At 72.3% G+C, this 21347-nt stretch carries 18 protein-coding genes and 2 riboswitches; of the genes, 8 read left to right on the top strand and 10 right to left on the bottom strand.

What is annotated here, in order from left to right; all coding sequences use genetic code 11:
* Nucleotides 1-76: 76 nt before the first annotated feature.
* From ACFWDO_RS10870 to ACFWDO_RS10850, 5 genes are read right to left on the bottom strand one after another with little or no spacing between them, the layout of a single operon-like run.
* Entirely contained in the window at nt 77-1402 is a 1326-nt protein-coding gene (locus tag ACFWDO_RS10870) for a glycosyltransferase family 4 protein (protein WP_380320851.1), read from the bottom strand.
* 8 nt (nt 1403-1410) lie between these two features.
* Nucleotides 1411-2796 carry a DUF6270 domain-containing protein gene (locus ACFWDO_RS10865; protein WP_380320848.1) on the bottom strand — a complete coding sequence of 462 codons (1386 nt, stop codon included), beginning with the start codon at nt 2794-2796 and terminating at the stop codon, nt 1411-1413.
* The gene (wecB, locus tag ACFWDO_RS10860; protein WP_380320857.1) at nt 2793-3938 is read right to left on the bottom strand and encodes a non-hydrolyzing UDP-N-acetylglucosamine 2-epimerase; all 1146 of its coding nucleotides are present in this window, start codon (nt 3936-3938) and stop codon (nt 2793-2795) included. Before wecB ends, ACFWDO_RS10865 begins: the two co-directional genes overlap by 4 nt.
* 20 nt (nt 3939-3958) lie before the next feature.
* Complete coding sequence (locus ACFWDO_RS10855) at nt 3959-4912, bottom strand: ABC transporter ATP-binding protein (RefSeq protein ID WP_380320845.1); 954 nt, start codon at nt 4910-4912, stop codon at nt 3959-3961.
* Nucleotides 4899-5825, bottom strand: coding sequence for an ABC transporter permease (locus ACFWDO_RS10850; protein ID WP_380320842.1), 927 nt, complete (start codon nt 5823-5825; stop codon nt 4899-4901). Before ACFWDO_RS10850 ends, ACFWDO_RS10855 begins: the two co-directional genes overlap by 14 nt.
* 80 nt (nt 5826-5905) lie before the next feature.
* Here ACFWDO_RS10850 and ACFWDO_RS10845 point away from each other — a divergent pair, with 80 nt between their 5' ends.
* Nucleotides 5906-7219: a UDP-glucose dehydrogenase family protein gene (locus ACFWDO_RS10845; RefSeq protein ID WP_380320839.1), complete on the top strand. Its 1314-nt coding sequence runs from the start codon at nt 5906-5908 to the stop codon at nt 7217-7219.
* A gap of 27 nt (nt 7220-7246) precedes the next feature.
* Here the strand turns inward: ACFWDO_RS10845 and ACFWDO_RS10840 are convergent, their stop codons facing one another.
* Complete coding sequence (locus tag ACFWDO_RS10840; RefSeq protein ID WP_380320836.1) at nt 7247-8887, bottom strand: glycosyltransferase family 4 protein; 1641 nt, start codon at nt 8885-8887, stop codon at nt 7247-7249.
* The gene (locus ACFWDO_RS10835; RefSeq protein ID WP_380346940.1) at nt 8884-10188 is read right to left on the bottom strand and encodes a glycosyltransferase family 4 protein; all 1305 of its coding nucleotides are present in this window, start codon (nt 10186-10188) and stop codon (nt 8884-8886) included. Before ACFWDO_RS10835 ends, ACFWDO_RS10840 begins: the two co-directional genes overlap by 4 nt.
* Before the next feature lie 128 nt (nt 10189-10316).
* Here ACFWDO_RS10835 and ACFWDO_RS10830 point away from each other — a divergent pair, with 128 nt between their 5' ends.
* Both ACFWDO_RS10830 and ACFWDO_RS10825 read left to right on the top strand, forming a co-directional pair.
* The gene (locus ACFWDO_RS10830; RefSeq protein WP_380320831.1) at nt 10317-11396 is read left to right on the top strand and encodes an LCP family protein; all 1080 of its coding nucleotides are present in this window, start codon (nt 10317-10319) and stop codon (nt 11394-11396) included.
* A 14-nt stretch (nt 11397-11410) separates the two neighbouring features.
* Nucleotides 11411-12892, top strand: coding sequence for a hypothetical protein (locus tag ACFWDO_RS10825; protein WP_380320828.1), 1482 nt, complete (start codon nt 11411-11413; stop codon nt 12890-12892).
* Between the two features lie 23 nt (nt 12893-12915).
* Here the strand turns inward: ACFWDO_RS10825 and ACFWDO_RS10820 are convergent, their stop codons facing one another.
* Nucleotides 12916-13383 (bottom strand): hypothetical protein, encoded by a 468-nt coding sequence (locus tag ACFWDO_RS10820; protein WP_380320825.1) that lies wholly within the window; start codon nt 13381-13383, stop codon nt 12916-12918.
* A 159-nt stretch (nt 13384-13542) separates the two neighbouring features.
* On the opposite strand from ACFWDO_RS10820, the gene ACFWDO_RS10815 reads away from it, so the two are divergent.
* Nucleotides 13543-14889: an MFS transporter gene (locus ACFWDO_RS10815; protein WP_380320822.1), complete on the top strand. Its 1347-nt coding sequence runs from the start codon at nt 13543-13545 to the stop codon at nt 14887-14889.
* 31 nt (nt 14890-14920) lie between these two features.
* Here the strand turns inward: ACFWDO_RS10815 and ACFWDO_RS10810 are convergent, their stop codons facing one another.
* A complete protein-coding gene (locus tag ACFWDO_RS10810; protein WP_380320819.1) occupies nt 14921-15751 on the bottom strand; it encodes an MHYT domain-containing protein in 831 nt (276 codons plus the stop codon).
* Between the two features lie 130 nt (nt 15752-15881).
* Nucleotides 15882-17057: a phosphoserine transaminase gene (gene serC / locus ACFWDO_RS10805; RefSeq protein ID WP_380320816.1), complete on the bottom strand. Its 1176-nt coding sequence runs from the start codon at nt 17055-17057 to the stop codon at nt 15882-15884.
* A 144-nt stretch (nt 17058-17201) separates the two neighbouring features.
* Between serC and ACFWDO_RS10800 the strand changes: the two genes are divergently transcribed.
* The 4 genes from ACFWDO_RS10800 (at nt 17202) to ACFWDO_RS10785 (ending at nt 21302) form a co-directional block, all read left to right on the top strand.
* Complete coding sequence (locus ACFWDO_RS10800) at nt 17202-17921, top strand: metal-dependent transcriptional regulator (RefSeq protein WP_380320813.1); 720 nt, start codon at nt 17202-17204, stop codon at nt 17919-17921.
* Between the two features lie 131 nt (nt 17922-18052).
* Nucleotides 18053-18230, top strand: a riboswitch (cyclic di-AMP (ydaO/yuaA leader).
* Nucleotides 18231-18233: 3 nt separating this feature from the next.
* Entirely contained in the window at nt 18234-19034 is an 801-nt protein-coding gene (locus ACFWDO_RS10795; protein WP_380320811.1) for a C40 family peptidase, read from the top strand.
* 217 nt (nt 19035-19251) lie between these two features.
* A riboswitch (cyclic di-AMP (ydaO/yuaA leader) is annotated at nt 19252-19415 on the top strand.
* Entirely contained in the window at nt 19416-20204 is a 789-nt protein-coding gene (locus ACFWDO_RS10790) for a C40 family peptidase (protein ID WP_380320808.1), read from the top strand.
* Nucleotides 20205-20339: 135 nt separating this feature from the next.
* Entirely contained in the window at nt 20340-21302 is a 963-nt protein-coding gene (locus ACFWDO_RS10785; RefSeq protein ID WP_380320805.1) for a universal stress protein, read from the top strand.
* Nucleotides 21303-21347: the final 45 nt, after the last annotated feature.

Genomic DNA, 21347 nt, shown 5'->3' with positions numbered 1-21347 from the left:
CGAAGGCTCCGCCACCGTTGGACGGGAGCCTTCCACTGAGCGTGATCGGCCGCTGCGTGTGCGTGCACGTGAGCTCCTAGATCTTCACATGCGTCTGGCCGATGGCCCCACTGGGGTGCTTCACGAAGCATTGTACGGCCGTGACCTGCGCGAGTTCGTCGGGGCGAATCTCGATCGTGGATTGAGGCGAGTACCATTCTGTGCGAATGCGCGTCGACTCATGGAGAACGTAGAACGCGAACTCGCGACCGTCGGGATCCCCAGTATATTGAACTAGAACATTCGTAGGGCCCGGCGTGACCTGGAACTCGGGCGCCGATTCCGGGAGCGTCGCCGTGGCCTGGGGGCGACGCCCGAAACCTATCACGCTCTCATATACGGAAAGGAGTAGGAATTCCAGCATCTGAGGATTGAGCCTCATTCCTACGGTACGGCTGCTGTAGGCGAGAAAATCTCGTCTCCGCTGAGGTTCTTCGGCGAGTTCGCGGCAGAAATCAAAGAATGAACCCCCGGAAACATGGGAGTTCTCGGTCCCGTAGATAAGGGTGGCGGTGTCACCGATCGGCGATAGCGCGTAGGTGCCGATCTGGCGCGTGAGGACGGTCGGAATGCCGGAGGCGATGGCGTCGATCGCTGCCCGGCCAGGGCTGATCGTGGCGAACGAGTCCTCGTAGAGTCTGCGCAGGCCGAGGGCATCCACCCAGCCGAGAAAGCTGATGTCCGGAGCCCCCGGCGCGAGGGCCAGGGCACCAAGCTCCGCGGCCACGCGGTTTCGAGCTGACCCATCGCCGGCGATCCGAATGTGCCACGGGCGGTCCGTTGCGACCTCTGTGGATCGCTGGATGAATTCCTCGATGACGGCCTGTGTCTGACCGAAGTCGTTGTCGAGGCGGCTGACGACGGAAAGCACAAGGGGGCCCGACGCACCTCCCGGCGCTTGCCTCCCGACCTTCGCCGCTCCGATCCGGTTCTCGATGACGTGTATGCGTTCCTTTGCGACGCCGGGGACCGACTTGAGCCGATCGGCGATGGCCCCCGTGACGCCGATGATCGCGTCCGCCGATTCGTGCCACTCAGCGATGTCGTCGAGGTACCAGCCATGCATCGTGACGATCAGGGGGACTTCTTCACGGCGTGTGAACTCGACGGCGAACTCTCGCGCAGCGAACGGGTGCGAGTGCACTAGGTCCCAAGGGCCGGCCTCTCGTGCCGCATTGCATGCCGCCTCGACATCGGTCAGGTCGACATGGATGACGGGGATGTCCTGGGCGATGAGCCGGGAGGCGAAGGGCCCCGGACGACAGGCCACGACGACCTGGACATCGCGGTCACGCGCGGAGACAGCGATCTCCTCGACATGGTCGTGCAACCCCCCGTGTTCGGCGTTGAAGCTGACTGGCATGAGAACTCTCATCGGGACAGAGGCTCCTTGTCGTCAGCGAGGCTGGTCGAGATCTGGTCGAGTTCGTCTCGCACCGTCGTGGCGTGTGCAGCGGATGTCGACACAAGGTGAAGGACGCCTGTCTTGGAGGCTGCGGCCATGGCGGCCAGCGCACGCGAGGGATCCTCGTCCGATTCGAACCAGGGTCCGTCCTTCGTTGCTATGACGATCGTGGGCACTGCAGGGCGCGCGTCTTCTGTCAGCCCCCGCGGGTCGGAGAGGACTGTGGCGACCGGATGGATATGAGCCGCCGCTGCCATCGCGAGGGGTGCCCCCCAGCCGACGCCGATGAGGATGGGGTGGTCCGTCTGGCCGACTGTTCCGTGAATTGTCCGCACGTACGCGCTGGTGTGCTCGATGTGTCCAGCCTCGTCGGCAGGGGCCTCGACAACGACGAGCCTCGCGCGGGTCTGGAGGCTCTGCGGCAGCATCTCCTTGATCGATGCGGCGCCGATTCCTCGGGGGACGCAACAAATGATCGCCGGGGCGTGCGCGTCGCCCTCCTGGACCACCATCGCGCGAGGGTCGGCTACGCGCTCCTGCACTGGCTGCGGCGGACGATCAGTCCCGACTCCGTGTGCAGCAGTCCCTATGGCCGGCGTGGCGGGCTTCCGGTGGACGATTTCGTCGACGAATTCGCCGATGATCTCACTAAGCAGGTCGTAAACAGGCTTCGCAAAGTGGAACGGAGCGCTTCCCCATTGATGTTCTGGATCGGCCGTCGTCCTCGTGATGCGGACGACCGGTGCGCCGAGCTGCTCCACGAACTCGAAGTACCGCTGGAAGTGGAAGTTTGCGCTCTCGGCCGTCAGGCCATAGCTCGGGGGCGTCACAATGCCAGACGTCGTATGGGGTGCCCACTCGGGCGCGAGGACGAGCACCCGCGAGGCCAACCCCAGGGACGACAACTCATCCCACCACGCCCCGGCTGCACTGGTGAAGAGCTGGAAGTGTTCGTCGGAGCCGAACGGGAGATAACGGTCGGCGTCGGCGGAGACGGATTCGGTGATGCTTGCAGCGTCCAGTTCGACGCTGCGAGTTACGAAGGTCCCGTCAGGGAGGACGAAGCCACCGGTTCGTTCGTCCGTCAGGTCCCACAGAACGAGATCAATACTCCCGGCCTCGTGGTACGTCGTCGCCCTAAGGCTTCCACGAAGCGCCTCTTGGGTGACCCGGACTTGGAACGGCGATGAGATCGCCGACAGGTCGAGCTCGTATGCCAGCGGTGGGTAGTACGCGCTGATGATCGACTGCCGGGCGATGTACCCCGTCAGGGTAAATTCGTCCTGCGCGAGGTGTTCGAAGGTATCCCGGGAGACGCACGACCCATAGAGGAGGACTCGCGTCGGGCTCATGATCGGGACTCCACCCAGTCGAACTCGTCCGGGGCCGGCCCGCCTCTGAGACGGTGTGCGATGGCTGCCAGGATTCGGCCGGTGGCGTGGCCGTCGCCGTACGGGTTCGCCGCTTGCGCCATCGCCTCGTACGCGTCACGATCCGTCAAGAGCGTGGTGACTTCGCTGGCGATGCGCTCCTCGTCCGTCCCGATGAGCCTCACGGTGCCAGCGTCGACCGCCTCCGGGCGCTCCGTGTTCTCGCGCATGACCAGCACGGGCTTGCCGAGGCTCGGCGCCTCCTCCTGGACACCCCCGGAGTCGGTCAGCACCACGCTTGCGAGCGCGAGCATGCGGGTGAACTCCCCGTAGGCCAGCGGCTCGGTCACGGTGACGTTGTCGAGGCACTTGAGATGCGGCAACACCGCTTCGCGGACGATCGGGTTGCGGTGCGCGGGCAGGACGATCTGGACGTCGGGGAAGGCCACCGCAATGCGGGCCAGGGCTCTGCCGACGCCCTCCATCGCGCCGCCCCAGTTCTCGCGGCGGTGGGTGGTGACCAGGAGGATGCGGCTGCCAGAGTCTGCAAGGTCTTCCAGCGCCGGGTCACTGAACGGAGTCTTCTTCTCGACCGTCATGAGCAGGGCGTCGATCACGGTGTTGCCCGTGACGACGATGTCGTCGTCGGCGACGGACTCCCGCTGCAGGTTGGCCTTGCTGGTCGAGGTCGGGGCGAGATGCAGCGCCGCGATTTGCGAGGTGATCTTGCGGTTCGCCTCCTCTGGGAACGGAGACAGGATGTCGCCCGACCGGAGACCGGCTTCGACATGTACCACCGGGATGCCGCGGTGGAACGCGGCGAGGGCGGCAGCCGTCGAAGTGGAGGTGTCCCCCTGGACGATAACCGCAGCGGGCTGCTCCGCGACCAGCACGGGATCGAGCCTCTCGAGCACCCGAGCGACGATGGTCGACAGCGACGCCCCGTGCTCGAAGATGTCGAGGTCGTGATCGGGCGTGATCTCGAAGATCTCGTTGACCTGGTCGAGCATCTCTCGGTGCTGTCCGGTAACCACGGTGATCGAGTCGAGCACTTCGCTCGCCTCGATGGCCTTGATGACCGGCGCGACCTTAATGGCCTCGGGTCGGGTGCCGTACACCGTCATGATGCGCGGGCGCGAGGTTGTCACTTCGTCTTGTCTCCTTGGTTGCGACGCCGCGACGTCTTCGGCGGCCTCACGTGACGGGCAGTGTACAGACGGGACGACCTCACCTCGTCCACACGGACGGTGGTCTGTTCCCGCTCGGCAAAGGCGGTCTCGATGATCTGCTTGGCCTCGCCCGGCTTGTCCTTCGCCACGGCCCAGGCCCACTTGCGGTAGCGCAGGGCGACGTCCTCGGCGGGGCCGTCGAGGACGAGTCGACCGTGGTTGAGCCAGATGGCCCGTGTGCAGCTCTCCTCGATGGTCTGCGCGGCGTGGGACACGAGGAACACGGTGCCGGCGCTCTTGCGCAGGCCCTGCATGCGGGCCTCGCTGCGCTCCTTGAAGGCAGCGTCGCCGGTGGCGAGGGCCTCGTCGATGAGGAGGATGTGCGGGTTGGACGCCGTCGCGATGGCGAATCGCAGGCGGGCACCCATGCCGGACGAGTACGTCTTCATCGGCAGGTAGATGGACTTGCCGAGGCCGGCGAGCTCCTTGACCTCCGGGACGGCAGCGTCTGCCTGCGCGGGGGTGAGCCCCATCGCGAGGCAGCCGAGGCGGATGTTCTCCTCGCCGGACAGGTCCGGCACGAGGGCCGCGTTGACGCCGATGAGGACCGGCGTGCTCTCGGCGAGCACGCGGCCCTTGGCGGGGTTCTCGAGCCCGGCGATGATGCGCAGCAGGGTGCTCTTGCCGGAGCCGTTCTGGCCCACGAGGCCGATCTGCTCCCCGGACCGGGCGACGAAGGAGATCCCGGACAGGGCGCGCACCAGCACCTTGGGGTCGTTGCCGAGCACGGTGCGCGCGGCCTTGACGATCGGGTTCGTCCGGCGACGGCGCTCGGCGGCGTCCGTGGACGGCACGCGGTAACGCACGCTGACGTCCTGCACGGCCACCGTCGCCTGGGCGAAGGGGTCGACGAGGTCAGACGCGACCATACGACTCCTCCGCCCGCCAGAAGACGACGAAGCCGACGACGAGCGTCCCGACGGCCCAGGCGCCCAGCCCGAGCCATGTCGACAGGCTCGGCACGACGCCGTAGAGCAGCGTGTCGCGCGCGGAGTGGAGCACCATGTACATGGGGTTGGCCTCCATCACGCCCACGATCCACGGGTAGTTCGAGAACCGGTCGATCGAGAAGAAGACCGCCGACCCGTAGAGCCAGAAGCGCATGGCGACGCCGATGAGCTGGTTCAAATCGGGCAGCACGGCCGCTGCTCGGGCCAGCAGGAGCGACAGGCCGGTCACGAAGACCACCTGTAGCGCCACAACGGCGGGAAACAGGAACGCGGCCGGGCTCCAGACCTCCTGCGTCGGGAGAACGAGTAGCAGCACGAACATAGCGGCGAGCGTCGGGAGGAGGTTGAGGACTCCTCGCAGCACCACGGAGATCGGGAGCGAGGCACGGGGGAAGCTGAAGGCGCGGATCAGATTCCGTCCACTGGGGATCGCCTTCGCTCCGCCAGTCACGCACTGCGTCGTGAACTGGAACAGGAAGACGCCGATCACGAGATAGCCCAGAAAGTTGGGGATCCCCGTGTCCGCCCCAAGGACCTTGCCAAAGATCAGGTAGTACGCCAACCCGTCGAGCATCGGCTTGAGCACCAGCCACGCCTGACCGAGCAGCGTCTCGCGCGTGCCGCTGGTGACCTTGGCGCGCGCTTCGGCCCACAGGAAGTGCCGCCGCTTCCACAGCTGCGCGAGGTAGGTGCGGATCGGGGGCCGCGCGCCCACCTGGGACAGCCGCCCGGTGGACACGACCTCGAGGGTGGACGCCTGCTTGCCGAAGAGTTCCGCGTACAGGTCGACGGGGCGCGTCGCGCCCTGTCGAACTTCAGCCTCGTACGTCATCGCCCCCGCATCTTAGAGTGAGCCGCGGCGTGCTCCTGCGCGCCGCCGTCCCTGGGACGCCTCGACGAAGGGCGACGAACGTGCAGATCTCGGTCATCGGGCTCGGGTACCTGGGAGCGGTGCACGCCGCGAGCATGGCGAAGCTGGGGCACGACGTCGTGGGCGTGGACGTCGATGTCGACCGGGTGGACGCGCTCGCCGCCGGCAAGGCGCCGTTCTTCGAGCCGGGGCTGGACGAGCTGTTGACCGAGGTCACGGGCACGGGCCGGCTCACGGTGTCCACGGACATGGCCGCGGCGGCGGGGGCGCGGGTGCACTTCGTGTGCGTCGGGACGCCGCAGCGGACGGACGGTCAGGCGGCCGACCTCGCCGCCGTCGACGCCGCGTTCTCGGCGCTGGTCGAGCACCTCGCGCCGGGCGCCGTGATCGTGGGGAAGTCCACTGTCCCGGTGGGCACCGCACAGCGCCTGGCGGACCAGGTCGCGGCCGCGCGACCCGACGCGCTGCTCGCGTGGAACCCCGAGTTCCTGCGCGAGGGGTTCGCCGTGCAGGACACGTTGCGTCCGGACCGCCTCGTCTACGGCGTCGTCGAGGGCGCGGCGGGGGAGCGGGCCACGGCCGTCCTCGACGCCGTGTACGCGCCCCTGCTGGCCGACGACGTGCCGCGCATCGTCACCGACTACCCGACGGCGGAGCTCGTCAAGGTCGCGGCGAACTCCTTCCTCGCCACGAAGATCTCGTTCATCAACGCGATGGCGGAGCTGTGCGAGGTGGCGGGCGGCGACGTCGCGCGCCTCGCGGACGCGATCGGGTACGACGCGCGCATCGGCCGCCGCTTCCTCAACGCCGGGCTCGGCTTCGGCGGCGGCTGCCTGCCGAAGGACATCCGCGCCTTCCGGGCCCGGGCGGACGAGCTGGGCGCGGGCGACGCGGTCGCATTCCTCGGCGAGGTCGACGCGATCAACACGCGCCGCCGCGCGCGGATGGTGGACCTGGCGGTCGAGGTGCTCGGCGGGATGGTCGAGAGCGCCGAGGTCACCGTGCTGGGCGCCGCGTTCAAGCCCGACAGCGACGACGTGCGCGACTCGCCCGCCCTCGACGTCGCGGCCCGCCTGGCGGAGCTGGGTGCCGTCGTCACGGTGCACGACCCGCAGGCCATCGACAACGCCCGCGCCAAGCAGCCGCACCTGCGCTACGAGCGGGACCTCGAGGCGGCGCTCGCCGGCGCGGACGCCGTCCTGCTGCTCACGGAGTGGAAGCAGTACCGCGACCTCGACCCGGAACGGGTGGGCACGCTCGTCGCGCAGCGGACCGTGCTGGACGGGCGCAACGCCCTGAGCCGGACGGCGTGGACGGACGCGGGCTGGCAGTACCGCGCCCTCGGGCGGCGCTGACCTCTTGCCGACCTGCCGCCGGCCCGCTCAGGCCCGGGCGACGGCCGCGTACACGTCGGCGTACCGACCCACGAGCCGCTCCCACGTGCGCTCGGCGGCCACGCGGCGGCCGGCGTCGACGAGGGCGGCGCGGTGCGCGTCGTCGGTGAGCACGCGGCCGACGGCGTCGGCCCACGCCTCGGCGTCGTCGGGGTCGACGAGGGCGCCGGCGGGGGAGGCGCCCGGCCCGGCGGGGTCGAGCGGGGAGAGCACCTCGGCGAGGGCGGGCAGGTCGCTGGCGACGACGGGGCGGCCGAGGGCCATCGCCTCGACGGGCTTGAGCGGGGTGACCAGCCGGGTGACGCGGTCGGGCCGGCGGGGCACGAGCACGGCGTCGAGGGCGGCGAGGTACGTGCGGGCGACGTCGCGGGGCACGCGCCCGGGCAGGAGTGCGTGCTCGCCCAGCCCGAGCTCGTCGGCGAGGCGCAGCAGCCGCGGCCGGTCGACGCCGTCGCCCACGATCAGCGCGGACACGTCCAGGCCGCGCTCGCGCAGCAGCGCGACGGTGCGCAGTACGGTGTCCAGGCCCTCGTACCCGACGACGCTGCTCACCGTCCCGACGACGAGCGGCGCGGTGCGCAGCGCGAGCGCGGCGCGCGCCTCGGCGGGCGACGGCGCGGGGCCGAGCAGCGCCGCGTCGACGGCGTTCGGCACCACCGTGATGCGCCCGCCGGGCACGCCGCGGGACACGAGCTCGTCGCGCATCGTGCCGCTGAGGGTGACGACGTGGTCGGCGGCGAGCGCCAGCCCCGTCTCCTTGGCGCGCAGCAGCGCGAACCGCTCGGACGCGGCCGCCCGCTCGCGGGCCTCGGGAGTGGGGTGCGAGGCGGCCCAGGTCTCCTCGGGCAGGCCGCGCACCTCGTACACCCAGGGCAGGCCGACCCGGGCGGCGGCGGCGCGCACGGCGTCGCCGGTGGTCCAGGGGGTGGTGGCGTGCACGACGGCGGGCCGCGCCTCCTCGAGCGCGCGCACGAGGAGGTCGACGCCGTCGCGCGCCCGCCGGCCGTGGTCCGCGGGCATCCGGCGCGGCACGAGGCGGCCGTAGGGGACGCCGTCGACGACGTCGGTCCCGCGCGCGGTCAGCACGCCGATCGTCAGGGGGTAGCCGGCGCGCGTGGTCGCGGTGACCCGGTGCCCGGCGGCGCGCTGCGCCGTGAGGATCGCGTGCGTGCGCAGGGTGTAGCCGCTCTGCGTGTGCGGCAGCGAGTTGGTGAGGTGGTGGTGGACGGGGACGGGAAGCTCACCCGCCCGGGAGTCCGCGGCCTTTTCACCCGCCGGACCCCGCGAACCGTCCACATCGTGGGACCTCCCGGGGGGGACGGGCGTCTCGAGCAGCCCGACCTGACCGAGCAGCGACGCGCGCACCCGCCGCCCGGCCCGGGTCGTGGGTGTGGCGGCGCGCAGGTCGGCGACGTCGCCGGCCTGCCACGCCGCGCGCAGCCGGCCGGCCTCGCTCGAGGTCCCGTCGCCCAGCAGCCGCTCCACCCGCGGCACCACGACGGCGCTCACCCTCGGCGGCGTGCGGCGCGCGGCCTGCAGCGCCAGCCATGCCGGGTCGGTCGTCAGCGCGCCCGCCACGAACGATGCGGCCAGGCGCGCGTTGCGGGCCAGCTCCCGCAGCCGCGTCATCGGGCGTCCGGGGCGTGGGTGAGCTCGCGCAGGAGGTCGAGGTACCGGTCGGCGAGGACGTCGTCGTCGGCGTTCTCGGCCACCCAGCGCGCGGCGCGGGGGTCGACGCCGGGCACCTCCCCGGCGGCGGCCCAGCCGGACCACAGCTCGGTGAGCGCGTCGACGTCGCCGGGCGGCACGACCGAGCCCGCGCCGGAGCGCTGCACCAGCGCCGCGGCCTCGCCGGCGACGCACGCGGTGGCGTGCGCGCCGGAGGCCATCACCTCGTACAGCTTGGACGGCACGGTCCACTCCAGGGGCTTCCAGTCGCGCAGGGACACGACGACGGTGTCCGCCCACGCGTAGTAGCGGCGTACCTCGCCCGGGGGGACGTGGCCGACGAACGTCACGGGGGCGTCGAGCTCGGCCGCGAGGTCCACCAGGAACGGCACGCGGGCCCCCGCGCCGACGATCCGGACGTCCAGCGGCAGCCCACGCCGGGCCACGAGCGCGGCCGCCCGCACCACGGACTGCAGGTCCTGGGCGCGGCCCACCGTCCCGGCGTACACGGCGCGCAGTGGCCGCGTCGGGGGGACGGCCGTGCCGTCGTCCTCGGGGGCGTCGTCCGACGTGAGCGGCTGGAACGACGTGCCGTTGCGCACGACGGCCACGCGCCGCACCCCGCGCTCGAGGAGCACCTGGGCGAACGTCTCCGTGGTGGTGACGACGGCGTCGGCGCGCGCCTGCAGGCGCGTCACCGCCCGGTGCACGAGGGCGCGCGTGCCCGCGAGCAGCCGCGACGTCACCGAGCGGCGGGTGTCGAGCACCCCGCTCGGCTCGATGAGGTCGGGCCAGGCGTCGCGCATCTCGATGACGAGGCGTGCGCGGAGCACCCGGGCCAGCACCCACGCCGCGAACATCGACGGGATGCCGGGCACCGTGCCGACCACGACGTCGGGCCGCTCGCCCGCCTGCCGGAAGTGCTTGAGGCCGAGCGTCACGGCGCTCGCGGCGGCGACGGCCTGGTCGCGGGTGCGCGACAGCAGGTCGGGGCCGTGCGGCCGGAACCGGGTGCGCACGACGCGCTCGCCGTGCGGACCGCGCGAGACCGTGCCGGGCCGGTGCGCGCCCTGCGGGTCCTGGAGCTGCCCGGTGGGGTAGTGCGGTGGCGGGGTGAGGACGGCGACGTCCACGCCCGCCGCCATGAGGCGCGGCGTGAGGGTGTCCCAGCGGCGCTGCGGGGCGCCGTGCTCGGGCGGGTAGTGGTGCGTGACGAGCAGCATCCGCGGACGGCGCGCCGGCGACCTCCTGCTGCCGCGCATCGTCCGTGCCTCCCCGTGTCGCCGACCGTGCGTCCCTTGCCCGGGGGCGCACCGGCCGAATGGTACGGCGGGAACCGTCACGAACGGAACACAGGTCCTCCGCGGCCGTGCCCGTAGGATCCCGCCCTGTGAGCCGAGTGACCGCCGACCCGAAGCCCGCAGCCGTGGGTGACCCGTCCCCCCGTCGCCACGCGCGCCCCGAGGGTCGCAGCACGCGCCGCGCCCTCGCCGTCGTCGGGGTCCTCGTCCTCGTCCTCGCGGCCGGCGGGTTCGGCGCCGCCTGGTGGTTCCAGCACCAGCTCGATAACAACATCGAGCGCCTGGGCGACCCGTTCGCCGGGATCGAGAACACCCCGGAGCCGGCCGACAAGGCGAACGACAAGGCCGTGAACCTGCTGGTGCTCGGCTCGGACAGCCGCATCTCCGCCGGCGACCCGTCGCAGTGGAAGGCCGGCGCGCAGCGCACCGACGCGATCATGCTGGTGCACCTGCCGGCCGACCGCGAGAGCGCGCAGGTCGTCTCCATCCCGCGCGACTCGTGGGTGGACATCCCCGGGCACGGCCAGGCGAAGATCAACGCGGCGTTCTCCTACGGCGGCCCGTCGTTGATGATCCAGACCGTGCAGGACCTCACGGGCGTGAAGATCGACCACTTCGTCGTGACGGACTTCGACTCGTTCACCGCCATGACCGACGCCCTCGACGGCGTGCGCATCCGCGTGCCGGAGGACATCGGCGACGGCAAGCAGGTCTTCTTCTCCAAGGGCCTGCACATGATGTCCGGCGAGGAGGCGCTGGCGTACACCCGGCAGCGCCACGGCCTCGTCAACGGCGACTTCGGCCGCGTGCAGCGCCAGCAGAACTGGATGCGCGCCATCCTCGCGAAGGTGAACAACAACCGGAACGACGTCAGCATGATGACGTCCTTCTTCACCACGGTGAGCAAGTCGGTGGCGGCGGACGACGGCTTCACGATCGACCGGATGCGCAACCTCTACATGAGCGCGCGCGGGCTCAGCACCAACGACGTCACCTTCATGACGGCGCCCTACTCGGGCACGGGCCGCAGCGACGACGGGCAGTCGATCGTCGTGCTCGACCGCGACCGGTTCGACCCGCTGATGGCGTCGATCGCGAAGGACAAGGCCGCGAAGTACGTCGACAAGCACGCCGACGACCTCGAGGTGCTCCCCGCCACCGTCAAGTAGCGGCGGGGCCGCGGATGACGTCCCCGGCACGGACGACCTCCCCGGCGCGGCGGGCGGCCGCGACGCTGCTGGCCGCGACGATGGCGCTCACGCTCCTCGCGTGCTCCCGGCCGGCGCCGCCGTCGTCGGGGCCCGACCCGTCGTCGGCGTCGTCGGCCGAGGCATCGCCCCTGGCGTCCGGCGCGACGCCGCCCGGGTCACCGGACCCGACGTCGAGCCCTGCGCCCACGTGCCCCGGTGGCGAGCGGCTGGACCGCCCCGACCGCACGGTGCGCGCGGCCTCCGCCGTCACGGGCTACTTCGCCTTCACCTCCCCGTCCCGCTGCGCGACGCGCGCCACCGTGCAGGGGGCGCACGCGATCGGCGCGGACACGCTCGTCACGTTCGGCGCCCAGCTCACGCCGGCCGCTCCGGCGGACCTGCGCCCGGGGGCCGACGCCCCGTTCGACGGGTTCACGGTGGACGGCGCGGACGGCTACCGGCACGCGGTCTCGCGCACGGGCGGCGGCTCCGTGCGGCACGTCTACACCTACGGCGGCCGGACGACGTTCGGCGACGCCGCGCTGTTCTGCCCCGGCCGCGACGGGCGCTCGACGACGGCGGCCGGCGTCTTCACCTGGTGGCTGCTGCCGGTAGAAGGCGGGTACAGCGACTGCGACTCGCCGAGCCGCACCTACGACCTCGTGGTGGCCTTCGACGATTCCGGGGCGGACCCGGACGCGCTCCTGGTCGCGGACGCCGCGCTGTTCGGGATGTCCGTCTACCTGGGGATGCCGAAGCCCGCGCCGGACCCGGACGTGCCCTACGTCGCCGACGACTCGTACACGCAGACCCTCGGCGGGTTCACGTCCCGCGTCCTGGCGGACTGGAACAGGAAGTTCGGCCGCAGCCCGGGCTTCGCCGGCGCCTACCAGACCCTGGAGACGGCCGTCTTCACCGACGCCGCGACGTGGGCCCCCAACCTGCGGGTGTACGAGATGCAGCACCGCATCGTCGGCTTCCGGCTCCCGCGGGACAAGCAGCGGGTGGTGGTCAGCCCGTACGCGGACCTGCGACGCGGCGCCGTGCCGGTCGCCGCCGTCCGCCCGGCGCTGCAGCGGATCGCGGACACCCGCGCGGGCGTCACGATGGTCCTCGCGCCGCAGGACGGCGGGGGCACCGGCCGGGTGGGCGTCTTCACCCCCGCCGAGCGGGACGAGCCGGTGCGGGCGGACCTGCGCGGCATCGTCGGCGACACCACCTACGAGGAGGCGTACGCCGGCTCGACCGCGACGCTCTACGCGGAGGCGGCGGCGGTGCGCGGCGTCACCCTGTGGGCGAACGTCGAGGCATTCCGGCCGACGGGGCGGGTGGGCGACCGGGCGTCGACCGACCTCGCGACCCTCGACCGGCAGGTCGCGCTGGCGCGGCCCCGTGTCGCGAAGGTCGTCGCCTACCGGTGGGACGACTACCTCGACGCCTCCGGCCTCGCCGCCGAGATCGCCGCCCGCGGCTGAGCACCCACAACGAGGGACGAGAGTCAGGCGGCGGTGTCGACGGCGACGCGGCCGTCGGCGAACGTCATGCCCTGCACCACGGTGCCGGGGTAGCGCGCGGCGAGCAGCCGCTGCACGTCGAGGGCGATCCGCGCGTCGCTGCGCAGCTGCACGGAGCCGGCGGGCAGGCCCTTGGCCGCGAGGACGGACTCGATGCGGTTCGCCGCCAGCCCCAGGAGCTTGTGCGCGGGGAGGCCGCCCGCGCTCGCGTCCACCGTGAGCACCGCGACGCCGCCGTCGAAGCTCTCGACCCGCAGGCGCGAGCGCACCGCGGGGACCAGGCGGGTGGCGAGCTTGAGAGGCCCGGGCAGGTTCTTCACCGCGCGGGCGTCGGCGACGACCTCCAGCTGGTCGCCGGCCCCGCCCACGGACGTGACGAAGCGGGGCAGGGTTCGACCTCCGAGGAGGCCGAGCTCGTTCAGGGTCTCCGCGAGGGACATCTCGGTGCGCACGGCGCATACCGTACTCGACCCCGGCGACGACGTGGCACGGGTCACCGCAGGGCAAGGAATAGAACGATTCGATACCCTGTTGCTCAGGGAGACGACCCACCCGAGGAGAAGGAGATCCGTGGCCCCCGCGAGCGACGAACCGACCGGGGAGCTCGATCGATGAGCGCCACCTTCTCCTCCCTCAAGTACACGAACTACCGCATCTGGTTCTCGGCCGCCCTCGTCGCCAACGTCGGCACGTGGATGCAGCGCATCGCGCAGGACTGGATCGTCCTCACCGACCTCAGCGACGACTCCGGCATCGCCGTCGGCCTCACCACGGCGCTCCAGTTCCTCCCGTTCCTCCTGCTCTCCCCGTGGGCGGGCGTGCTGGCCGACCGGCTGCCGCGCCGCCGCCTCCTCATGGCCACGCAGGGCGGCATGGGCGTGCTCGCGCTCGGGCTCGGCGCGCTCGTGCTCTCCGGCCGGGCCGAGCTGTGGCACGTCTACGTGTTCGCCCTGCTGCTCGGCGTCGTGTCCGCGCTGGACAACCCCGCCCGCCAGACCTTCGTCGCCGACATGGTGCCCGCCGACAAGCTGCCCAACGCGGTCGGGCTGAACAGCGCGTCGTTCAACGCCGCGCGGCTCATCGGCCCGGGCGTCGCGGGCCTGCTCATCGCGGCCGTCGGCGCCGGCTGGGTGTTCGTCATCAACGGCGTCACCTTCGGCGCGACGATCGCGGCCCTGGCGCTCATGCGCGTGCGCGAGCTGCGGCCGCAGCCCGCCCCGCGGCGGGCCAAGGGGCAGATCCGCGAGGGCGTGCAGTACGTGCGCCGGCGCTCCGACATCGTCGTGATCATGGTCGTGATGTTCGTGGTGTCGACCTTCGGCCTGAACTTCCAGCTCACCTCGGCGCTCATGGCGCGCGTCGAGTTCGGGCGCGGCGCGGGGGAGTACGGCATCCTCGGCTCGGTCCTGGCGATCGGCTCCCTCGCCGGCGCCCTCCTGGCCGCGCGTCGCGACCGCCCGCGCGTGCGCCTCGTCATCGGGTCCGCGTTCGCCTTCGCGATCTCGACGGCGGTGCTCGGCCTCATGCCCACCTACGCGTCGTTCGTGGTGGCGTGCATCCCCGTGGGGCTGTCGTCGCTCACGATGATGACGGCCGCGAACAGCGCGCTGCAGGTCTCCACCGACCCCGCGATGCGCGGCCGCGTCATCGCGCTCTACGTGATGATCTTCCAGGGTGCGACGCCGATCGGGTCGCCGATCGTCGGCTGGATCGGCGAGGCCTGGGGGCCCCGCTGGTCGATCCTCGTCGGGTCGATCGCGACCTTCCTCGTCGCCGCCGCGGCGACGGTGTGGGCCGTGCGCCGCTGGCACCTGCGGGTCCGCTACCGCGTGCTGAGCCGTCCGCACCTCGAGGTCGTCTACCTCGACCGCGAAGCGTTGCAGGGCGCAACGACCCGCGACGGCGTGCGCCGCGAGCTCAGCCGGGCCGACGCCGAGCGGGTGCCGACCTCGGCCTGAGCAGTCGTCGGCCGGCCTCGGTGGCCGACCGTCAGTGGCGCGGCGTCGGCTCGCGCCGCGCGGCGTGCCGGGTGGCGTGCCCGGACGTGCCCGCCCGCCGCCGCATCCGGGCCTCGAACTCCTGCTGGTCGCGCATCTCGTCCTCGGTGGGCCACATGAGGACCACGAAGACCAGCGCCACCGTGAGTGCCGCGATCCCGAGGATGAGCGGGCCGAGCAGGTCGATGGCGGTCGTGCCGCTGGTGGGGACGCCCGGGGTGCCGGTGATGGTCAGGGCGGCCATGCCGGTGTAGTGCATGCCGCTGACGGCCACGCCCATGATGAGGGCCGCGCCCAGCGTCGCGCCCCTGCCACGCACGTTGACGCTGAGCCACAGGGCCGCCGTCGCCGCGACGATCGCGATGAGCACGGACAGCCCGACCACCGGCATCGAGAACTCCATGCCGCCGGACATCCGCATGGCAGCGATGCCCATGTAGTGCATCGTCGCGACGCCGAGCCCCGCGACGATGCCGCCGGAGACGAGCCAGACCGGCCGGTCGCCGGCGAACCCCACGATGAAGAGCCCGATCGCGACGACCACCACCGCGACCAGGGCGCTGAGCACCGTCTGCGGGATGTCGTAGTTGATCGGCATGTCCGTCACCGTGAAGCCGAGCATGGCGATGAAGTGCATCACCCAGACGCCCGTGCCGCCGATGGCGAGGGCGCCCACGAGCAGCCAGACCGCGCGGGTCTTGGTGTCGGTGGCCGCGCGGGCGCGGGAGGTGGCCGACAGGCCGGTGGCCGCACCGAGGCAGGACGCGACGTACGCGAGCACGGGCGTGATCAACCCGTAGGTGAAATGGTGCATCTCCGGCATGGGGGGCCTCCCGGCATCCTCGCCCGAACAGGACGAGGCGGCACGTTATCAGCCCGTGACCTAGCGGGTGAAAAATGGCTCCTGATCTGCAGGTCTGCCGGCTCCCGCGAGGCCGGGCCGGCCGCCGCCGTCAGCCGAGGTGCTCCACGACGTGGTCGACGCAGGCGGTGAGGGCGCGCACGTCGTCGGGCTCGACGGCGGGGAAGACGCCCACGCGGAGCTGGTTGCGGCCGAGCTTGCGGTACGGGAAGACGTCGACGACGCCGTTCTCGCGCAGGGTGCGCACGACGGCCGTCGCGTCGATCGCGTCGTCGAGGTCGATCGTCGCGACGACGGTGGAACGCTCCGCCGGGTCGGCGACGAACGGCGTCGCCCAGTCGCGGGCCGTGGCCCAGTCGTAGAGCACGCCCGCCGACTCCGCGCACCGCGCGCTCGACCAGGCGAGCCCGCCCTGCTCCACGAGCCACTCGACCTGCTCGGCCAGGAGCACGAGGGTCGCGACGGCGGGCGTGTTGAGGGTCTGGTCGAGCCGCGAGTTCGCGAGCGCCGTCGTCAGGGAGAGGAACTCCGGCACCCACCGGCCGGTGGCCGTCCCGGCGGTCGCCTCGACCCGCTCGGCCCGCTCGACGGCGGCGGGCGAGAGCGCGGCCAGCCACAGGCCGCCGTCCGCGGCGAACACCTTCTGCGGGCCGAAGTAGTAGACGTCGGTGTCGGCGAGGTCGACGGGCAGCGCGCCCGCGCCCGACGTCGCGTCCACGAGCAGCAGCGCGCCGTCGGCCCGCGCGTCCTGCACCTGGCGCACGGGCGCCATCGCGCCGGTGGAGGTCTCGTTGTGGGGGGTCGCGTAGACGTCGACGCCGTCCTCGCGCCGCAGCCGGGCGACCGTGCCGGGCTCGGCCCGGACGACGTCCGGGTCGGCGAGGAACGGGGCGCGGGTGGTCGCGGCCGCGAACTTGCCGCCGAACTCGCCGAACACGGCGTGCTGCGCGCGCCGCTCGACCAGGCACGCCGTCGCGACGTCCCAGAAGGCGGAGGACCCGCCGTTGCCGAGGGCCACCTCGTAGCCGTCGGGGAGGGCGAACAGGTCGGCCAGCCCGGCGCGCACGCGGCGCACCAGGTCCTTGACCGGCGGCTGGCGGTGCGAGGTGCCGAGGACGGGCGCCGCGGGGTCGCCCGCGGCGGCGAGCGCGGCGACCTGCGCGGAGCGGACCTTGGACGGGCCGGAGCCGAACCGTCCGTCGCCCGGCAGGAGCGACGGCGGGATGACGAGGGTCGGCTGGGCAGGCACGGTCGGCGCGGCGGGCATGGTGTCTCCGGTTCCGGGCGGGGGAGCGGGTCGTCGGTGGCGCAGGGCAGGATGGCGCGGGGAGCACGCACGACGGCGCCGCGCGACCCCGCCTGCGCCCACGCGTGCGAATAGACTAGGCCGCGCCGAAAGACGGGAGTGGACGTGACCGACCTGATCGACACCACGGAGATGTACCTCAAGACGATCTACGAGCTCGGTGAGGAGGGCATCCCGCCGCTCCGCGCCCGGATCGCGGAGCGCCTGGGGCACTCCGGCCCCACGGTGTCGCAGACGGTGGCGCGCATGGAGCGTGACGGGCTCGTCGTCGTCACGGGGGACCGGCACCTGGAGCTCACCGAGGCCGGGCAGGCCAAGGCGACCCGCGTGATGCGCAAGCACCGCCTCGCCGAGCGGCTCCTCACGGACGTCATCAAGCTCGACTGGGAGCACGTGCACACCGAGGCGTGCCGCTGGGAGCACGTGATGAGCGACCTCGTCGAGAAGCGCCTCGTGACCCTGCTCGACCACCCGCACGCCGACCCGTACGGCAACCCGATCCCCGGGCTGTCGGAGCTGGGCGAGCAGTACAAGGACGTGCCCTTCCTCGAGGGCGTGCAGTCGCTGCCGGCGGTGCTGGCCGCGGCGCGCGTCGCGGGCGAGGTCGACGGCGAGGGCAAGGACCTGGTGCTGCAGCGCATCGCCGAGCCCCTCCAGGTGGACATCGAGCTGCTGGCCCGCCTGGCCGAGTCCGGGCTCGTCCCGGGGGCGCAGATCACGGCGCGGGCCGCCGGCGACGACGTCACGGTCGAGGTCGAGGGGTCGGGCGTCGTGCTTGACCTGCCCGAGGAGCTGGCGCGGCACCTCTTCGTCGCGAGCCGCTGACCAGCGCGGGGACGCCCCGGCAGCGCCGGCGCGCCAGATCGTGACCGCAGCGTGACATCGCCCCGGGTCTTCCGGTACGGTCGGGGGCGCTCGCCGGTGCACAGCCGGTGGGCGCTCGACCGGACGCCGAACCCTGCCACCGGCCGAGCTCCACGGACATCCGCACGGCAGGAGCGGGGGACCCACTTCGGGCGTCGGTGACGACGTCCTCGGGGTGAAGCCGAAAGGGCCTGGACTCGGGCCCGGAAGGCCGGGTGTTTCTCCCACCCGAACCCGACAGCTGACCTCGCAGGCGACAGGAGAGGTAGACACGTGACCGCACGCACGAGCCAGGGCCGGCATCGCGCCGCCCGTCGCCCGATCGCCATCGCCCCGACGGGTGCCGCCGGTCGCCGCGCGGCCGTCGTCGCCGCCGCCGGTGGCCTCCTGGTCTCGACCTTCGCCAGCGCGGGTGCCGCGCAGGCCGCCCCGGTCGACACCGACGCCGCCCAGAAGCTCAGCACCGTCGACCTCGGCGCGCTGACCGACCAGGCGCGCGAGGCCCTCGAGGCCGCCCCGGTCGTCACCGTCGACGCCAAGGCGAAGGTCGACGTCGAGAAGCTCACCGCCAAGATCGCGGCGGGCGCCAAGATCACCCCGGCCCCCGAGCCGGAGCCCGTCGTCGAGCAGGTCTCGAGCACGACGACCGCCGACTCCGCCGGCACGGACTCCCGGTCCACGGACTCGGCCTCGCGCTCGGAGGACCGCACCGCCGTCGAGACCGCTGTCCCGGCCTCGGCCAACGGCTCGGCCATCGTGTCCATCGCGATGCGCTACGTGGGCGTCCCGTACGTCTCCGGCGGCAGCAGCCCGTCGGGCTTCGACTGCTCGGGTCTGACCCAGTACGTCTACGCGCAGGTCGGCATCAACCTCCCGCGCACCTCGTCGGCGCAGCGCTACGCCGGCACCGTCGTCTCCGCCTCGGCCGCGAAGCCGGGCGACCTCATCTGGACGCCGGGCCACGTCGCGATCTACGCCGGCAACGGCATGCAGATCGACGCCCCGAAGCCGGGCGACGTCGTGAAGTACCGCGCGATCTGGCAGTCGAGCCCCACGTTCATCCGCGTCGGCTGAGTCCGTCCGATGCGTCCTGACGACGCCCCGCCACGCCTCCGCGTGGCGGGGCTTCGTCATGCCCCGGGAACCGGTTCGACCTGGGCCGACGCGCCTCGCGACGGGCTGTCCACAGGACCTGTGATCGAAACGTGACATTGCCGCGCCGGTCCGCTACGGTGTCATCCATTCGGCGGTGACCCGCCGATTCTCGACCGGAACGCCGAGCCCTGCCGCCGGTCGAGAACCGCAACCTCCTGGCAGGGGCGGGGGACCCACTTCCGGGCACCAGAACCACGGTGTCCTTGGGGTGAAGCCACACGGACTTCGGTCCGCGCGGCCGGGTGATTTCTCCCACCCGAACCCGACAGCTGACTTCGTAGGCGACAGGAGAGGGAACACGTGAACGCACGTACCACGCGCGCCCGGCATCGCGCCGCGCGCCGTCCGCTCGGCGGGCTGGTCCAGACCGCGACCGGCCGCCGCGCCGCCGTCGTCGCCGCTGCCGGCGGACTGATCGTCTCGACCTTCGCCAGCGCGGGTGCCGCGCAGGCGGCCCCGGTCGACCACGACGCGTCGAAGAAGCTCAGCACCGTCGACCTGGGCGCTCTGAGCGACCAGGCCCGCGAGGCCCTGGAGGCGGCTCCGGTCGTCACCGTCCAGGCCAAGGCGAAGGTCGACGTCGAGACGCTGAGCAAGAAGGTCGTCTCCGGTGCCAAGATCACCCCGGCCCCTGAGCCGGAGCCGGAGCCGGAGCCCGTCGTCGAGACGCGCACCGAGACCGTCTCCCGCTCCGTGGAGCGCACGGAGGCCCCGGCGGCCTCCACCACGGTGTCGGGCTCGTCGATCGGCGCCCAGGTCGTCTCCATCGCGCACCGCTACATCGGCACGCCGTACGTCGTGGGTGGCTCCACCCCGGCCGGCTTCGACTGCTCGGGCCTCGTCACCTACGTGTACGCGCAGGTCGGCGTCAGCCTCCCGCACCAGTCGAGCGCGATCCGCTACGCCTCGAACGTCTCCGTGGTCTCGGCCTCCGAGGCGCAGCCGGGCGACCTCATCTGGTCCCCGGGTCACATCTCGATCTACATCGGCAACGGCCAGCAGATCGACGCCTCCCGCCCCGACGGCTGGGACACCCGCATCCGGGACATCTGGCAGTCCAGCCCGACGTTCCTGCGCGTCCAGGCCTGACCCGCGCCGCAAGAGCGCCCCGGTACCTCGGTACCGGGGCGCTTTGCTGTGCCTTGCGCCAACCTTTCGCTACGCTTGAACCAGGCGCCCTCGATGACGAGGGCGGGCTCCTCGCCAGCGGACAGGAGGCGCAAGATGACACGGCCTGAGGTCGTCCTGGTAGGTGTTGACGGGTCTGCAGCAAGCCTGCACGCCCTCGACTGGGCCGCCGCGTACGCGCGGCGCGTGGGGTGGGGGCTGCACGTCGTCTGTTCCTACTCGTTGCCGTCGTTCACGGCTGCGTCGCTCGACGGCGGGTACGCGGCGCTGGACGACACCGCGATCCAGGAGGGCGCCAAGGCGGTCCTCGCCGAGGCCGAGGCGCGGGTGGCTGCCGCCGGGGTGCCCGTGCAGGGCACCGTCGCGACCGGCGACGCGGCGGGCGTGCTCGTCGAGATGTCCCGGGAGCACGCGCTCGCCGTCGTGGGCACGCGGGGCAAGGGCGGGTTCACGGAGCGGCTGCTCGGTACCGTCTCGTCGGCGCTGCCCGCGCACGCGCACTGCCCGACGGTCGTCGTGCCGTACCGCGGCGGCGACGACGGTGCCGAAGCCGCCGAGCGGCGCGACGGTGACGTCGTCCACGAGGTGCGGCGCATCGTGGTCGGGGTCGACGGGTCGCCCTCCGCCGAGGTGGCCCTCAAGCACGCGGTCGCGCAGGCGAAGGCGTGGGACGCCGAGCTGGTGGCGGTGGCCGGGGTGCCGCTCGGTGGCGGCGCAGGCATCCTCGCCTGGCTTCCGTCGCAGATCGACCACGAGACGGTCCTCGCCGACGTCAAGGCCGGCCTCGACGTCACGGTCGACCGGGCGCAGGACGCCAACCCCGGCGTCACGATCAAGCGGCACGTGCTCGACGGCACGGGAGCGGAGCTCCTCACCGAGTTCTCGACCGGCGCCGACCTCGTCGTGGTCGGCTCGCGGGGCCGTGGAGGCTTCCGCGGCCTGCTGCTCGGCTCGACCAGCCAGGCGGTGCTGCACCACTCCGCCTGCCCGGTGCTCGTCGTGACGCGCAAGTGCGACGAGGAGCTCGGGGAGGACGCCGCCTCGACGACCGCCGCCTGACGCTGTGAGCGGGCGTTTGGCCCTGATTCGTTTCCGAAAAAGGGG

Origin of the sequence: Isoptericola sp. NPDC060185 (assembly GCF_042728595.1) — a bacterium.
In the GTDB taxonomy this organism is placed as follows: domain Bacteria; phylum Actinomycetota; class Actinomycetes; order Actinomycetales; family Cellulomonadaceae; genus Isoptericola.
Note: the sequence above shows the minus strand (reverse complement) of the source record. Positions and strands in the feature narration are given on the sequence as shown.

Excerpts from the sequence above, each read along its gene's own strand:
- ACFWDO_RS10870 (WP_380320851.1), bottom strand. The coding sequence starts at position 1,402 with ATGCCAGTCAGCTTCAACGCCGAACACGGGGGGTTGCACGACCATGTC.
- ACFWDO_RS10865 (WP_380320848.1), bottom strand. The coding sequence starts at position 2,796 with ATGAGCCCGACGCGAGTCCTCCTCTATGGGTCGTGCGTCTCCCGGGAT.
- wecB (WP_380320857.1), bottom strand. The coding sequence starts at position 3,938 with ATGACGGTGTACGGCACCCGACCCGAGGCCATTAAGGTCGCGCCGGTC.
- ACFWDO_RS10855 (WP_380320845.1), bottom strand. The coding sequence starts at position 4,912 with ATGGTCGCGTCTGACCTCGTCGACCCCTTCGCCCAGGCGACGGTGGCC.
- ACFWDO_RS10850 (WP_380320842.1), bottom strand. The coding sequence starts at position 5,825 with ATGACGTACGAGGCTGAAGTTCGACAGGGCGCGACGCGCCCCGTCGAC.
- ACFWDO_RS10840 (WP_380320836.1), bottom strand. The coding sequence starts at position 8,887 with ATGACGCGGCTGCGGGAGCTGGCCCGCAACGCGCGCCTGGCCGCATCG.
- ACFWDO_RS10835 (WP_380346940.1), bottom strand. The coding sequence starts at position 10,188 with ATGCGCGGCAGCAGGAGGTCGCCGGCGCGCCGTCCGCGGATGCTGCTC.
- ACFWDO_RS10825 (WP_380320828.1), top strand. The coding sequence starts at position 11,411 with ATGACGTCCCCGGCACGGACGACCTCCCCGGCGCGGCGGGCGGCCGCG.
- ACFWDO_RS10815 (WP_380320822.1), top strand. The coding sequence starts at position 13,543 with ATGAGCGCCACCTTCTCCTCCCTCAAGTACACGAACTACCGCATCTGG.
- ACFWDO_RS10810 (WP_380320819.1), bottom strand. The coding sequence starts at position 15,751 with ATGCCGGAGATGCACCATTTCACCTACGGGTTGATCACGCCCGTGCTC.
- serC (WP_380320816.1), bottom strand. The coding sequence starts at position 17,057 with ATGCCCGCCGCGCCGACCGTGCCTGCCCAGCCGACCCTCGTCATCCCG.
- ACFWDO_RS10785 (WP_380320805.1), top strand. The coding sequence starts at position 20,340 with ATGACACGGCCTGAGGTCGTCCTGGTAGGTGTTGACGGGTCTGCAGCA.